Here is a 13,094-nt window from a genome sequence, read left to right on the forward strand (position 1 = left end):
TCGGGCGCGGACGCGTCACGCGCGAACCAGCACCACCCCGAGAATGAGGCACGCCGCGCCGGCCATGCGGATCGGGCTGGCCGAATGCTGCTGGATGCCGAGCACGCCGAAGTGGTCGAAGGCGAGCGCGCCGGTCATCTGCCCGACGACGATCAGCGCGAGCGTCGTCGCGGCGCCCAGTCGCGGCACCATCAGGATCGCGATGCCCACGAACACCGCGCCGAACAATCCGCCGGTCCAGCTGAACCACGACCCGGCACCGGTGACGGTGCCGCTCAGGCGCGGATGCGGGGACAGGAGCGCGACGGCGAGCATCGCGGCCAGGCCGACGAGGTAGCTGACCGAGCCGGCCCACCACGGCGAGCCGAGCTGCGCGCGGAGGTTGGCGTTGAGCACCTGTTGCAATGCCACGCTGACACCGGCGGCAACGACCAGCAGATAGGACAGGAGAGTAGTCACGACGAGGGCGGCTCCGGCGAGGTGGCGGTGACGGTGGGTCCGGCACGGCAGGCTTCCATTCTGGGAAGCGCGACGGTATAACGCAAATATCAAATCAGGCGCTTATCCATCTCATTTCGGCATGCCATCGTTGAGGCAAATCCAGTATTTCCTGACCGTGGCCGATCTCGGCGGCTTCACGCCGGCCGCGGGCGCGCTTCACGTCGCGCAGTCGGCGCTCAGCCGGCAGATCGGTCAACTGGAAGACGAACTGGGGTTCCTGCTGTTCGACCGGGAGCCGAGGGGTGTGCGGCTCACGCCGGCCGGCGCAATCTATCGCGACCGCGTGGCGTCGATTCCGGCAACGCTGACCGCCGCGGCCGACGAGGGCGCGCAGTTGTCGCGCGGCGAGGCGGGCGTATTGCGGCTCCTGCATTCCAGCACCGTTCCCGTCGGCAGCCTGATGCCGGTGCTCGAGCGCTTCATGAGCGCGTGTCCGGGCGCGCGGATCGATCTCGACCGCGCATCGTCCGAGGATCAGGTCCTGGAGATCGCGAACGGCAACGCCGATATCGGGATCGTTCGTTTGCCGGTGCTGCGCCGCGATCCGCGCGTGCGCTTCGTCGAGCTCGCGGCCGAGCGTTTGTGCGTGGCGGTGCCGGCCGAGCATCCGCTGGCCGGCCGCAAGCGCACGGCGATCTCGCGGCTGCGGCACGAGCCGTTCGTATCGGCCGTGTATCGGGAGCGGGGCGGGCTCGCGCGCGTCGTGATCGATCTTTGCCTGAAGCGGGGATTCGTCCCGGCTGCCGCCCGAATCGTGTCGCCGAAGACGTCGATGCTGAATCTCGTCGCGGCCGGGCACGGCGTGGCGATCGTGCCGGAACGGATGGCGAGCCTCGGGATCGACGGGGTCGTCTTCGTGCCGATTGGGGATGAAGACGCAAGGTCGGTGTGCGCGCTGGTGGTGCCGGTCGAGCCGACGGTGCTGGCGGATGTGTTCGTGCGGGTGGTCGCGGAAATTACGCAGGTCGATGGTTGACGAGCACGCCGCGCGCGATTGCGCCGGATAAAAAAAACGCCAACCCCGAAGGGTTGGCGTTTCGCCTGGAGATGACCGGAATCAGAACTGGTTCATCGTGTTGTCCTTGCCTGCCGCCTTCAGCGCTGCGTCGCCGCTGAAGTATTCCTTGTGATCGTCACCGATGTCCGAGCCGGACATGTTCTGGTGCTTCACGCAGGCGATACCCTGGCGGATTTCCTTGCGCTGCACGCCGGCCACGTAGCCGAGCATGCCCTGGTCGCCGAAGTATTCCTTGGCCAGGTTGTCGGTCGACAGTGCAGCCGTGTGGTACGTCGGCAGCGTGATCAGGTGATGGAAGATGCCTGCTTCACGCGATGCGTCGGCCTGGAACGTACGGATCTTCTCGTCGGCCAGCTTGGCCAGTTCCGTCTCGTCGTATTCCACGCTCATCAGCTGCGCACGGTCGTAGGCCGACACGTCCTTGCCTGCTGCCTTCAGCGCGTCGTACGCCTGCTGACGGAAGTTCAGCGTCCAGTTGAACGACGGGCTGTTGTTGTACACCAGCTTCGCGTTCGGGATGACCTTGCGGATCTCGCTGACCATGCCGCCGATCTGTGCGATATGCGGTTTTTCGGTTTCGATCCACAGCAGGTCGGCGCCGTTCTGCAGCGACGTGATGCAGTCGAGCACGCAGCGCGCTTCGCCCGTGCCGGCGCGGAACTGGAACAGGTTGCTCGGCAGGCGCTTCGGACGCAGCAGCTTGCCGTCGCGCTTGATGACGACGTCACCGTTGCCCAGTGCATCGGCCGACAGTTCTTCGCAGTCGAGGAACGCGTTGTACTGGTCGCCCAGGTCGCCCGGCGTGCTGGTCACGGCGATCTGCTTGGTCAGGCCGGCGCCCAGCGAGTCGGTACGGGCCACGATGATGCCGTCGTCCACGCCCAGTTCCAGGAACGCGTAGCGGATCGCGCGGATCTTCGCGAGGAAGTCCTCGTGCGGCACGGTGACCTTGCCGTCCTGGTGGCCGCACTGCTTCTCGTCGGACACCTGGTTTTCGATCTGGATGCAGCAGGCGCCTGCTTCGATGAACTGCTTGGCCAGCAGGTACGTGGCTTCCGCGTTGCCGAAACCGGCGTCGATGTCGGCGATGATCGGCACGACGTGCGTGACGTGGTTGTCGATCTTGTCCTGGATCGCGGCCTTCGCGGTAGCGTCCGTGGCGGCATCGAGTGCGCGGAACAGGCCGCCGAGTTCACGGGCGTCGGCCTGGCGCAGGAACGTGTACAGCTCGCGGATCAGCGCGCTGACCGAGGTCTTTTCGTGCATCGACTGGTCCGGCAGCGGGCCGAACTCGGAGCGCAGCGCAGCGACCATCCAGCCCGACAGGTACAGGTAGCGGCGTTCGGTGCTGTTGAAGTGCTTCTTGATCGAGATCATCTTCTGCTGGCCGATGAAGCCGTGCCAGCAACCCAGCGACTGCGTGTACTTGGCCGGATCGGCGTCGTAGGCGGCCATGTCGGCACGCATGATCTTGGCGGTGTACTTGGCGATGTCCAGGCCCGTCTTGAACTTGTTCTGGGCACGCATGCGGGCGGCGTACTCGGGGCTGATCGCATTCCACGCGCTGCCGTGGTTTTCTTTCAAACCGGCAACTGCCTTGATGTCGTCTTGATACTGGGCCATGTCAATCTCCTGAGAGCAAAGCGCGTTTGGGTAACTGGTTGAGCGTGCCCGCTACGTCTGTCGAAGCGAACTGCATGGGATAAATAGTAACGCCGCCCGTTGAGCTTTTGGCGATGTCTTATATAAGACATAAGACATTATTTTTTCTTGTTTTTCAATGGGATACGTTGCGATTTTTGCAATGCAAAACAAGTTTTCAAGCGACGAAAAGGCGGCGGCGCGGGAATTCGACGTGGATTCCGCAATACGAAACGCGCTTTCGGCTGCTGGAGGCCGGGCCAGCTTCACACGTGCCCATGACACCCGTTCGTCGGTGCGGCGCGCACGCCCCGAGCCCGGCGCTGCACCGGCACGCCGTCCCTGCCCGGCAGAAGGGAATATGTCGCGCCGCATGTGGACAAGCTGAATCCATCTGTCATTCCCATGAAAACCCCGTCCATCAAGCCTCTCAAGAAACCTAGTGGTTTCCACTCATAGTCGCAAATAGTCAAGAACAGGTCGCCGCCGGTCTTCTCGCGGCCAATATGGCTCGTTACTTTTACTCCCACGATGCAGGCCGGGCACACCCCGCGCACCGGCTGCCGCGAGTCCAACCGGGAGGAACCGAACCATGAAGTCGACGAAGATCGCCGCGCTTGCCGCGGCCGTGCTGGCGACCGGCGCGTTCACGCAAGCGGCGCAGGCCGAAACGGATGCCGCGACGTGCCGTACCGTGCGTTTCGCGGATATCGGCTGGACCGACATCACGTCGACCACGGCGCTTGCTTCGACCGTGTTCGAGGCGCTCGGCTACAAGCCGACCACGACGATCGCGTCGGTGCCGATCTCGTTCGCCGGCCTGAAGAGCAAGCAGCTCGACGTGTCGCTCGGCTACTGGTGGCCCGTGCAGCAGAAGCAGCTCCAGCCGTTCCTCGACAACAAGTCGATCAACGTCGTCGAACCGCCGAACCTGTCGGGCGCGAAGGCGACGCTCGCGGTGCCGAGCTACGAATACCAGGCCGGCCTGAAGACCTTCGAGGACATCGCGAAGCACCGCGCGGAACTCGACGGCAAGATCTACGGGATCGAGCCGGGCAGCAGCGCGAACGCGACGATCCAGAAAATGATCGACACGAACCAGTACGGGCTCGGCGGCTTCAAGCTGGTCGAATCGAGCGAGGCCGGGATGCTGGTGACGGTCGAGCGCGCGATCCGCGAGAAGAAGTGGGTGGTCTTCCTCGGCTGGGAACCGCATCCGATGAACATCCAGCTCAGCATGAACTATCTCTCTGGCGGCGACGCGTCGTTCGGGCCGAACTACGGCGAAGCGCGCGTGTACACGCTCACCGCGCCCGATTTCATCTCGCGCTGCCCGAACGCCGGCAAGCTCGTCACGAACCTGCGCTTCTCGACGCAGCTCGAGAACCAGCTGATGCAGTCGGTGATGAACAAGACGAAGCCGGCCGATGCCGCGAAGGCGTACCTGAAGAAGAACCCGCAGGTGCTCGATCCGTGGCTCGCGGGCGTCAAGACGTTCGACGGCAAGGACGGGCTGCCGGCCGTGAAGGCATATCTCGGCCTGTGACGGCTTGCGCGCCGCACCCGGCGCGCCCTGACGAAACATCCGCATTGCGACACAACCTGATTCAAGCGAGGCAACCAGCATGAACCATGAAGTCATCATCACCTGCGCCGTCACCGGCGCGGGCGATACGGTCGGCAAGCATCCGGCGATTCCGGTCACGCCGAAGGAGATCGCGGCCGCCGCGATCGAGGCCGCGAAGGCCGGCGCGACGGTGGCGCATTGCCACGTGCGCGATCCGCAGACGGGGCGCGGCAGCCGCGACCCGAACCTGTACCGCGAAGTGGTCGACCGCATCCGCTCGGCCGACGTCGACGTGATCATCAACCTGACGGCCGGCATGGGCGGCGATCTCGAGATCGGCCCGGGCGAGGACCCGATGCGTTTCGGCAAGGGCACCGACCTGGTCGGCGGCCTCACGCGTCTCGCGCACGTCGAGGAGCTGCTGCCCGAGATCTGCACGCTCGATTGCGGCACGCTGAATTTCGGCGACGGCGACTACATCTATGTGTCGACGCCCGCGCAGCTGCGCGCCGGTGCGAAGCGCATCCAGGCACTCGGCGTGAAGCCGGAGCTGGAGATCTTCGACACGGGCCATCTGTGGTTCGCGAAGCAACTGCTGAAGGAAGGGCTGCTCGACGATCCGCCGCTGTTCCAGCTGTGCCTCGGCATCCCGTGGGGGGCACCGGCCGACACGGGCACGATGAAGGCGATGGTCGACAACCTGCCGCCGGGCGCGCATTGGGCCGGCTTCGGGATCGGCCGCATGCAGATGCCGATGGTCGCGCAGGCGATGCTGCTCGGCGGTCACGTGCGCGTCGGCCTCGAAGACAACATCTGGCTCGATCGTGGCGTGCATGCGACCAACGGCACGCTCGTCGAGCGCGCGCGCGAGATCGTCGAACGGCTCGGCGGCCGCGTGCTGACGCCGGCCGAAGGCCGCCGCAAGCTCGGCTTGCCGGCGCGCGGCGAGCGTCCGCTCGAACGCCGTGCGATCGCCGAGTTCGCGTGAGCGGTTTCGCCGACTGACTGACATGACGCGGCGGCACGCACAGGCGCGGCCGCCCACCGATTTCCCCTGATTTGAAGGATGCGTTGACATGGCTGTGAAGACCGACATCAAGACGTTCGCCGCCATCGGCACCGGCGTGATCGGCAGCGGATGGATTTCCCGCGCGCTCGCGCACGGTCTCGACGTGGTCGTCTGGGACCCGGCACCGGGCGCGGAAGAGCGGCTGCGCGCGAACGTCGCGAACGCGTGGCCCGCGCTCGAACGCGTCGGCCTGGCGCCCGGCGCCGATCCTGCACGGCTGCGTTTCGTATCGACGATCGAGGCATGCGTCGCCGATGCGGATTTCATCCAGGAAAGCGCGCCCGAGCGCGAGGCGCTGAAGCTCGAACTGCACGAGCAGATCAGCCGCGCGGCGAAGCCCGACGCGATCATCGCGTCGTCGACGTCGGGCTTGCTGCCGACGGATTTCTACGCGCGGGCGACGCATCCGGAGCGCTGCGTGGTCGGCCATCCGTTCAATCCCGTCTACCTGCTGCCGCTCGTCGAGGTGCTCGGCGGCGCGCGCACATCGCCGGAAGCGGTCGAAGGCGCGATGGAGATCTATCGCAAGCTCGGCATGCGGCCGCTGCACGTGCGCAAGGAAGTGCCGGGCTTCATCGCCGATCGTCTGCTCGAAGCGCTGTGGCGCGAGGCGCTGCACCTCGTCAACGAAGGCGTCGCGACGACCGGCGAGATCGACGACGCGATCCGCTTCGGCGCGGGCATTCGCTGGTCGTTCATGGGCACGTTCCTGACCTACACGCTCGCCGGCGGCGACGCGGGCATGCGACACTTCATGCAGCAGTTCGGCCCCGCGCTCGAACTGCCGTGGACGAAGCTGGTCGCGCCCACGCTCACCGATGCATTGATCGACAGCGTCGTCGAAGGTACGACCGAACAGCAGGGCACGCGCAGCATCAAGGAACTCGAACGCTATCGCGACGAGTGCATCACCGAGGTGCTGAAGTCGATCGCCGCGGTGAAGGCGCGGCACGGCATGCGATTCGAAGACTGAGGACGAGAGACGATGACCGGCGATACCCCGCTGACGATTTACCGCGACGTCGTGCGACCCGAATGGGTCGACTACAACGGCCACCTGCGCGATGCGTTCTACCTGCTGATTTTCAGCTTCGCGACCGATGCGCTGCTGGATCGCATCGGCCTCGATGACGCCGCGCGTCGCGAGCGGGGCCGCTCGGTCTACACGCTCGAAGCGCATGTGAACTACCTGCAGGAGATCAAGGAAGGCACGCAGGTGCGCGTCGATGCGCGGGTGCTCGCGCACGACGCGAAGCGGCTGCACCTGTATCTCGAACTGTTCGCGGCCGGGCATGACGGCGCGGTATCGGCGAGCGAGCAGATGCTGCTGCACGTCGATACGCGCGACGGCACGAAGTCGGCGCCGTTCGACGACGACGTGGCCGCGCGTGTGGCCGAGCTGAATGCGTTGCAGCGCGATTGCGCGGCACCCGCGTATGCGGGCCGCGTGATCGGGCTGCCGCCGCGCCGCTAGGCGGCGCGAACCTTCGACCGCGGAACGCACACGATGCTCGAACCGGAAATCGCGACGTTCGTTGCAGCCGTCGACGCGTGGTATCCGGCCGACGCGGCGGCACGCTCGGCCGGCGAGCAGCGCCGCCTCTACGACCGCTTCGCGGCCGAATGGACCCCGGCCGCGCTGCCGGCCGGGATCGTGCAGCAGGACGCCGTCTGGCAGGCGCCCGACGGCCGCGCGATCGCGCTGCGGCGCTACACGTCCGCGCACGGTGCGCCGCGCGGCACCGTGCTGTTCTTTCATGGCGGCGGCTTCGTCGTCGGCTCGCTCGGCAGTCATGCGCTGATCACCGCGCAACTGGCGGCCGATACGGGGCTCGACGTGATCGCAGTCGATTACCGGCTGGCGCCCGAGCATCGCGCGCCGGCCGCGCTCGAAGATTGTCTGGATGTCACGCGCGCCGCGCGCGATGCGCGCTGGCCGTTCGGGCCGTGCGCGCAGCCGCTGACGCTCGCGGGCGACAGCGCGGGCGGCATGCTCGCGGCAGCCGTGGCCACCGCGTTGCGCGATGCGGACGAAGGCGGTGTCGACGGCATCGCGCTCGTCTATCCGATGCTCGGGTTCGAACCGCAATCGCCCGCGCGCGAAACGGAAGCGCACGCGCCGATGCTGACGCTCGACGACGTCCATCGCTATCGCGCGCTGTACTGGGAAGGCGGCTTGCTCGATGCGCTGGGAGACGGCAACCCGCTGTTGCGCGCATCGGTGCCGCTCGCGGCGGCGCGTTTCGACGGCCTGCCGCCCGTGCTCGCGATCGGCGCGGAACACGATCCGCTGCGCGACGATGCGCGCGTGTACGTCGAACGGATTCGCGCGGCCGGCGGTGTCGCGCACTACTGGATGGGAGAGGGGCTGGTGCACGGCTGCTGGCGCGCGCTCAAAACGAGCCCGCAGGCGGCGCGGCTGCACCGGACGGTCGGCGGGTTTCTGCTCGCACCACACGCGTAGCGGGCGTTTCCGGGAGGCAACGATGCAGGCAGCGCAACACCGTATCGAGGACTGGCGGACGTTTTCGGCCGACGCGGCCATTGCAGCGGCGACGATCGCCGATGGCGCGGTGGACGTCGAGTGGAGCGACACGCGACGATCGCCGTTTCATTTCGACTGGCTGCGCGACAACTGCGCGTGTTCCGCGTGCGTGCACGCCGTCACGCGTGAACAGGTGTTCGAGATCGCCGACGCGCGCGAGGATCTCGCCGCGCTCACGGTGCACGTCGAAACCGACGGCGCGCTGCATGTCGAGTGGAACGACGGGCATCGCAGCGCGTGGTCGCCCGGCTGGTTGCGCGCGCATGCGTATGACGACGCGTCGCGCGCGGAGCGCCAGGCCGCGCACGGGCGGCACGTGTGGGCCGGCGACGACGCGACGGCCATCGGCGTGTTCGCGTGGCGCGACGTGATGGAGGACGACGGCGCGTTGCTCGCGTGGCTCGCCGCGTTGCAACGCACCGGGCTGACGCTCGTCGAAGGCGTGCCGGCCGAGCGCGGCCGTGTCGACGAGATCGCGCGCCGCATCGGCCTGATTCGCGAGAGCAATTTCGGTGTGCTGTTCGACGTCGAATCGAAGCCGCGTCCGGACAGCAATGCGTATACGTCGCTGAACCTGCCGCCGCATACCGATCTGCCGACCCGCGAATTGCAGCCGGGCGTGCAGTTCCTGCATTGCCTCGCGAACGACGCGACCGGCGGCGACAGCGTGTTCCTCGACGGCTTCGCGCTCGCGGATGCGCTGCGGCGCGAGCATCCGGCCGATTTTGATCAACTCGCGTCGACGCCGTTCGAGTTCTGGAACAAGAGTGCGCACAGCGACTACCGCTGCTCGGCGCCGGTGATCGGGCTCGATGCGCGCGGCAACGTCACCGAGGTGCGCGTCGCGAACTTCCTGCGCGGGCCGCTCGATGCACCGGCCGGCTCGGTCGCGGCCGTCTATCGTGCGTACCGGCGGTTCCTCGCGCTCGCGCGCGAGCCGCGTTTTCGCGTGCAGCGCCGGCTGCGGGCGGGCGACATGTGGGCGTTCGACAACCGGCGCGTGATGCATGCGCGCACGGAGTTCGATCCGTCCACCGGCCGCCGGCACCTGCAGGGCTGCTACATCGATCGCGACGAGCTGCTGTCGCGGTGGCGCGTGTTGTCGCGTTCGGCGCCCGCCGCGGCCGTGCCGCATTGACGGGTGCGCGCGGCTTCATCCTGCTAGCACGCATCCCTCGGAAATGAAAAAGCGCCCGGACGCGAGGCGCCCGGGCGAAGCCACCCGTTGCCGGGCGGCGGAGGTATGCGTTTCATAAAAAAGGACGAGCCCCGCAAGGGGGCTCGTCCGGATATTTCTTCATCGCGCGACGCGCGGCGCCCGCCGAGGGCGCATCGGCTTACTGGCCGAAGAAGATCGAGTCGCGAGCGTTCGACGACGCTGCAGCCGGGGCGCCCGAGTGGACGGCCGGAGCCGGTTGTGCGCCGTAGCCGCTGGTGTCGGCACCATGAACACGCGCTTCGGCGCTCTGGATGTCGTTCGGGTAGTACGGGCTCGCCAGACCCGGCTTGTAGCCGGCCTTTTCGAGCTGAACCAGTTCGTTGCGCACTTGAGCGCGGGTCACGGTGCTTTGAGCGAATGCGCCAAACGAAGCGGACAGGGCGGCAGCGGCAACGACTGCGGAAACGAGCGATTTCATGATGACCTCCGGTGTTTTATTGAGTTCGCTCGCGACACCATGTCTTAAGCGATTGATCAAATCTTAGTCATCGGAGGGTTCAGGGTAAACGCTGATTTTGACGATAGATTGTTTCCTGGGTGGTAACAGTAGCGCGTCAAATCAGGCTTTCAACCTGCTTTCTTTTCGGGTGATGCAATAAGTATGAAGATTGTGACGGAGGGCGATGCGTGTTTCAGCGCACCTCGGCCGTCGTGTCGAACGGTCGTCCCGGCGCGCGTCCGGCCGGCGCGCCCGAACTGAGGAAACGCACGCCCGTCGCGGCTTCCGAGGCTTCCCACAGCAACGCCGCCGAGGCCACGTCGCGCGCCGCACGCGGCACGCGCGCGGGCGCCGGCAGCCCGCGCGACTCGAACCAGCCGGACGGCCCGAGATACGCGCCGCCCGCGAGATCGGGCGCGGTTGCCGCATGAATCGCGGGTAGCGCACCCTGGTCGGCTGGTTGGGCGAGATAACGGTTCGCGGCCCGCATCAGCGCGGCACGGGCGGGCGAGCTGTCCATCGCCGGGCCCGCGAACTGCAGGTTGGTCGCCGCGTAGCCGGGGTGCGCGGCCACGCTGATCCCGGCGAATGCCGCGCGCTCGAACCGGCGCTGCAGTTCGATCGCGAACACGAGGTTCGCGAGCTTGCTGTCGCAATAGGCGAGATAACGGTTGTAGCGGTGCTCGGCGCGCAGGTCGTCGACGCGGATCCGTCCGCCGCGGTTGAAGCCGCTCGACATCGTCACGACGCGCGCCCGGCGGGCGGCGCGCAGCGCGGGCAGCAGATGGCCGGTCAGCGCGAAATGGCCGAGGTGGTTGGTGCCGAACTGCATCTCGAAGCCGTCGTGCGTCTGGCGCCGCGGCAGGAACATCACGCCGGCGTTGTTGCAGAGGATGTCGACGCGGCCATGGCGTTCGGCCACATCGGCCGCGAAGCGTGCGATCGACGCGAGATCGGCGAGGTCGAGCGCGTCGACTTCGACGCGGGCATCGGGATGGAGCCGGCGGATCGCGTCGGCCGCCTGCGCGGCGCGGGCGGCGTCGCGGCAGCCCATCACGACCGTCGCGCCTTTCGCGGCCAGCGTTTCCGCGAGTTGCCAGCCGAGCCCGCTGTTGGCGCCGGTCACGACCGCGACCTTGCCGCCTTGCGCCGGGACGTGGCGCGCGCTCCATGCATGCATGTCTGCCTCCATCGGCGCGACCGGGCGGCCGCGGCGCGTAATCGTTACATTGAGTGGTGTAACGATAGTGTGCGCGGGCGTGGCAGACAAGCGGGGGAATTAGACCGGCGCTTCTAGCGCTGGCGCATCGTAGGGTGCCGCGTGCCGTGACGCGCGGCCGGCAGGATTTACCTGCCGCCGGCCAGTGCGAGCACTTCGGCGGCGGAGATCATCGCGGCCGCGTTCGCGGGTGCCGGGCGCTCGGCCGGGCGGAAGACTTCGTCGCCGCGCTGGATCACCTGACGCGACAGCGCGCAGGTGCCGGTGCGTTGCGCGAAGCGGCGGCGCCAGCGCTGTTCACCGTAATGACAGCGGCCGGGCTCGACCCAGCGGACGACGAGCAGCGTATCGGAACGTTCGAGGATTTCGACGTGGACGTCGGCGGGATCGAGCGCAGGCAGGGATTTGGAGGCCTTCATTTTGCCGTTTCCTAAAGCTCGTGCGGTTCGGCCGTGGCAGTGGATGTCACTACCCGATGGCGAATCCGTAGCGGTTTCCATGAGTGGTGCGCTAAATGTAAGCGTCTGTGACCGGAAAAAACATCCTGTCTGGCTCAAATTACCTTTTGCCGATTTAGAAACAATCCACGCTTATTTTCTTGGGAAACCACAGACAAAAACGCCCCGGACACGAAGTCCGGGGCGGAAAATCGGCCTGCGCGCCGTGTCTGCTCGCCCAGTCACGGAGCCCATCGCCGGGGGACGGAGGTGCCCGCAGGGATCGAACGCGGGCGGGGTGGCGATGGACCGGAGGCGCAGTCCGGTACGCCATGATGGCGCGCGCATCCCGTTGAGACCCTGACGCGAACATGACTTTTTTGTCAGTTTGGCGCGCTGCGGCACCGGGCGTGTGCCGTCAATCGGCCAGGAAACCCGCCGGTATTGGCGTTGCGCGGATCCCTGGATGGGCTCCCGGGCACCGTCGAATGCCGAATCTTTGCGCAACCGCCCGATTTCCCCGCCCGGGTAAATACTGAATCCCGATTCCGTGACAAACGCGAAATCACTTCCTATGATTGGTTGGACCTTTAGTCCTTTGTGCCAATCGGCCGACGGGCGGCCGGCTTTTTCGGGAGAGTTGCTCATGAGATTGCAGGGCAAGCGCGCGCTGGTGACGGCGGCCGGGCAGGGCATCGGCCGCGCGACCGCGCTGCGGTTCGCGAGTGAGGGCGCCGACGTGCTGGCGACCGACATCAACGAAGCCGCGCTCGTGCGGTTGGAGGCCGACGCCGAACGCGCGGGCGGCCGGCTGACCACGCGGCGGCTCGACGTCACCGATGCGCAGGACGTCGCGGCGCTCGCCGCGAGCGAGCGCGCATTCGACGTGCTGTTCAACTGCGCGGGCTTCGTGCACCACGGCTCGATCCTCGACTGCGACGACGACGCATGGTCGTTCTCGCTGAACCTGAACGTCACGTCGATGTACCGGCTGATCCGCGCGCTGCTGCCCGCGATGCTCGCAGCCGGCGGCGCGTCGATCGTCAACATGGCGTCGGCCGCATCGAGCGTGAAGGGCGTGCCGAACCGCTTCGTCTACGGCACCACCAAGGCGGCCGTGATCGGGCTGACCAAGGCGGTGGCCGCCGATTTCGTCGAGCGGGGCATCCGCTGCAATGCGATCTGCCCGGGCACGATCGAGTCGCCGTCGCTGGAGCAGCGGATCGCGGACCAGGCGCGCACGCGCCACGTGTCCACCGACGAGGTGCGCCAGGCGTTCGTTGCGCGCCAGCCGATCGGCCGCATCGGCAGCGCGGAAGAAGTGGCCGCGCTCGCGCTGTACCTCGCATCCGACGAAGCGTCGTTCACGACCGGCGCGATCCACCTGATCGACGGCGGCTGGTCAAACTGACCGCGCTTTCCCCTTCACTTTCCGTTTC

13 protein-coding genes are annotated in these 13,094 nt (G+C 66.9%); 8 read left to right on the forward strand and 5 right to left on the reverse strand.

All coding sequences use genetic code 11. The features are described 5' to 3' along the window. Window positions 1-15 precede the first annotated feature (15 nt). The gene (locus ACN8ZM_RS18670; RefSeq protein WP_205822321.1) at window positions 16-459 is read right to left on the reverse strand and encodes a DMT family transporter; all 444 of its coding nucleotides are present in this window, start codon (window positions 457-459) and stop codon (window positions 16-18) included. A gap of 121 nt (window positions 460-580) precedes the next feature. Between ACN8ZM_RS18670 and ACN8ZM_RS18675 the strand changes: the two genes are divergently transcribed. After that, window positions 581-1,477, forward strand: a complete 897-nt coding sequence (locus ACN8ZM_RS18675) for a LysR family transcriptional regulator (protein ID WP_420212008.1) — start codon at window positions 581-583, stop codon at window positions 1,475-1,477. A gap of 81 nt (window positions 1,478-1,558) precedes the next feature. Here ACN8ZM_RS18675 and ACN8ZM_RS18680 read toward each other — a convergent pair whose 3' ends face one another. Continuing rightward, complete coding sequence (locus ACN8ZM_RS18680) at window positions 1,559-3,142, reverse strand: isocitrate lyase (protein ID WP_043180378.1); 1,584 nt, start codon at window positions 3,140-3,142, stop codon at window positions 1,559-1,561. Window positions 3,143-3,752: 610 nt separating this feature from the next. Between ACN8ZM_RS18680 and ACN8ZM_RS18685 the strand changes: the two genes are divergently transcribed. From ACN8ZM_RS18685 to ACN8ZM_RS18710, 6 genes are all read left to right on the forward strand, one after another. After that, window positions 3,753-4,706: a choline ABC transporter substrate-binding protein gene (locus ACN8ZM_RS18685; RefSeq protein ID WP_043180377.1), complete on the forward strand. Its 954-nt coding sequence runs from the start codon at window positions 3,753-3,755 to the stop codon at window positions 4,704-4,706. Between the two features lie 79 nt (window positions 4,707-4,785). Beyond that, complete coding sequence (locus ACN8ZM_RS18690; protein WP_175903626.1) at window positions 4,786-5,715, forward strand: 3-keto-5-aminohexanoate cleavage protein; 930 nt, start codon at window positions 4,786-4,788, stop codon at window positions 5,713-5,715. Between the two features lie 88 nt (window positions 5,716-5,803). Beyond that, the gene (locus tag ACN8ZM_RS18695; protein ID WP_011354221.1) at window positions 5,804-6,769 is read left to right on the forward strand and encodes an L-carnitine dehydrogenase; all 966 of its coding nucleotides are present in this window, start codon (window positions 5,804-5,806) and stop codon (window positions 6,767-6,769) included. A gap of 12 nt (window positions 6,770-6,781) precedes the next feature. Then, window positions 6,782-7,270, forward strand: a complete 489-nt coding sequence (locus tag ACN8ZM_RS18700) for a thioesterase family protein (RefSeq protein WP_420212009.1) — start codon at window positions 6,782-6,784, stop codon at window positions 7,268-7,270. 33 nt (window positions 7,271-7,303) lie between these two features. Then, window positions 7,304-8,260 carry an alpha/beta hydrolase gene (locus ACN8ZM_RS18705; protein WP_420212010.1) on the forward strand — a complete coding sequence of 319 codons (957 nt, stop codon included), beginning with the start codon at window positions 7,304-7,306 and terminating at the stop codon, window positions 8,258-8,260. Window positions 8,261-8,282: 22 nt separating this feature from the next. Beyond that, window positions 8,283-9,479: a TauD/TfdA family dioxygenase gene (locus ACN8ZM_RS18710; RefSeq protein ID WP_043180372.1), complete on the forward strand. Its 1,197-nt coding sequence runs from the start codon at window positions 8,283-8,285 to the stop codon at window positions 9,477-9,479. A gap of 199 nt (window positions 9,480-9,678) precedes the next feature. Here ACN8ZM_RS18710 and ACN8ZM_RS18715 read toward each other — a convergent pair whose 3' ends face one another. From ACN8ZM_RS18715 to ACN8ZM_RS18725, 3 genes are all read right to left on the reverse strand, one after another. Further along, window positions 9,679-9,978 carry a DUF4148 domain-containing protein gene (locus ACN8ZM_RS18715; RefSeq protein WP_043180371.1) on the reverse strand — a complete coding sequence of 100 codons (300 nt, stop codon included), beginning with the start codon at window positions 9,976-9,978 and terminating at the stop codon, window positions 9,679-9,681. 214 nt (window positions 9,979-10,192) lie between these two features. After that, a complete protein-coding gene (locus ACN8ZM_RS18720; RefSeq protein ID WP_420212011.1) occupies window positions 10,193-11,179 on the reverse strand; it encodes an oxidoreductase in 987 nt (328 codons plus the stop codon). 167 nt (window positions 11,180-11,346) lie between these two features. Continuing rightward, the gene (locus ACN8ZM_RS18725) at window positions 11,347-11,637 is read right to left on the reverse strand and encodes a DUF3331 domain-containing protein (protein WP_043180367.1); all 291 of its coding nucleotides are present in this window, start codon (window positions 11,635-11,637) and stop codon (window positions 11,347-11,349) included. A 664-nt stretch (window positions 11,638-12,301) separates the two neighbouring features. Between ACN8ZM_RS18725 and ACN8ZM_RS18730 the strand changes: the two genes are divergently transcribed. Next, window positions 12,302-13,066 carry an SDR family oxidoreductase gene (locus tag ACN8ZM_RS18730; protein WP_420212012.1) on the forward strand — a complete coding sequence of 255 codons (765 nt, stop codon included), beginning with the start codon at window positions 12,302-12,304 and terminating at the stop codon, window positions 13,064-13,066. Window positions 13,067-13,094 lie beyond the last annotated feature (28 nt).

This window comes from Burkholderia aenigmatica (assembly GCF_048627025.1).
Lineage (GTDB): Bacteria > Pseudomonadota > Gammaproteobacteria > Burkholderiales > Burkholderiaceae > Burkholderia > Burkholderia aenigmatica.

Bases quoted from the DNA above. Each gene is read 5' to 3' on its own strand.
- ACN8ZM_RS18730 (WP_420212012.1), top strand. From the start codon at position 12,302: ATGAGATTGCAGGGCAAGCGCGCGCTGGTGACGGCGGCCGGGCAGGGC.
- ACN8ZM_RS18690 (WP_175903626.1), top strand. From the start codon at position 4,786: ATGAACCATGAAGTCATCATCACCTGCGCCGTCACCGGCGCGGGCGAT.
- ACN8ZM_RS18680 (WP_043180378.1), bottom strand. From the start codon at position 3,142: ATGGCCCAGTATCAAGACGACATCAAGGCAGTTGCCGGTTTGAAAGAA.
- ACN8ZM_RS18700 (WP_420212009.1), top strand. From the start codon at position 6,782: ATGACCGGCGATACCCCGCTGACGATTTACCGCGACGTCGTGCGACCC.
- ACN8ZM_RS18710 (WP_043180372.1), top strand. From the start codon at position 8,283: ATGCAGGCAGCGCAACACCGTATCGAGGACTGGCGGACGTTTTCGGCC.
- ACN8ZM_RS18715 (WP_043180371.1), bottom strand. From the start codon at position 9,978: ATGAAATCGCTCGTTTCCGCAGTCGTTGCCGCTGCCGCCCTGTCCGCT.
- ACN8ZM_RS18685 (WP_043180377.1), top strand. From the start codon at position 3,753: ATGAAGTCGACGAAGATCGCCGCGCTTGCCGCGGCCGTGCTGGCGACC.
- ACN8ZM_RS18720 (WP_420212011.1), bottom strand. From the start codon at position 11,179: ATGCATGCATGGAGCGCGCGCCACGTCCCGGCGCAAGGCGGCAAGGTC.
- ACN8ZM_RS18695 (WP_011354221.1), top strand. From the start codon at position 5,804: ATGGCTGTGAAGACCGACATCAAGACGTTCGCCGCCATCGGCACCGGC.
- ACN8ZM_RS18725 (WP_043180367.1), bottom strand. From the start codon at position 11,637: ATGAAGGCCTCCAAATCCCTGCCTGCGCTCGATCCCGCCGACGTCCAC.
- ACN8ZM_RS18675 (WP_420212008.1), top strand. From the start codon at position 581: ATGCCATCGTTGAGGCAAATCCAGTATTTCCTGACCGTGGCCGATCTC.
- ACN8ZM_RS18705 (WP_420212010.1), top strand. From the start codon at position 7,304: ATGCTCGAACCGGAAATCGCGACGTTCGTTGCAGCCGTCGACGCGTGG.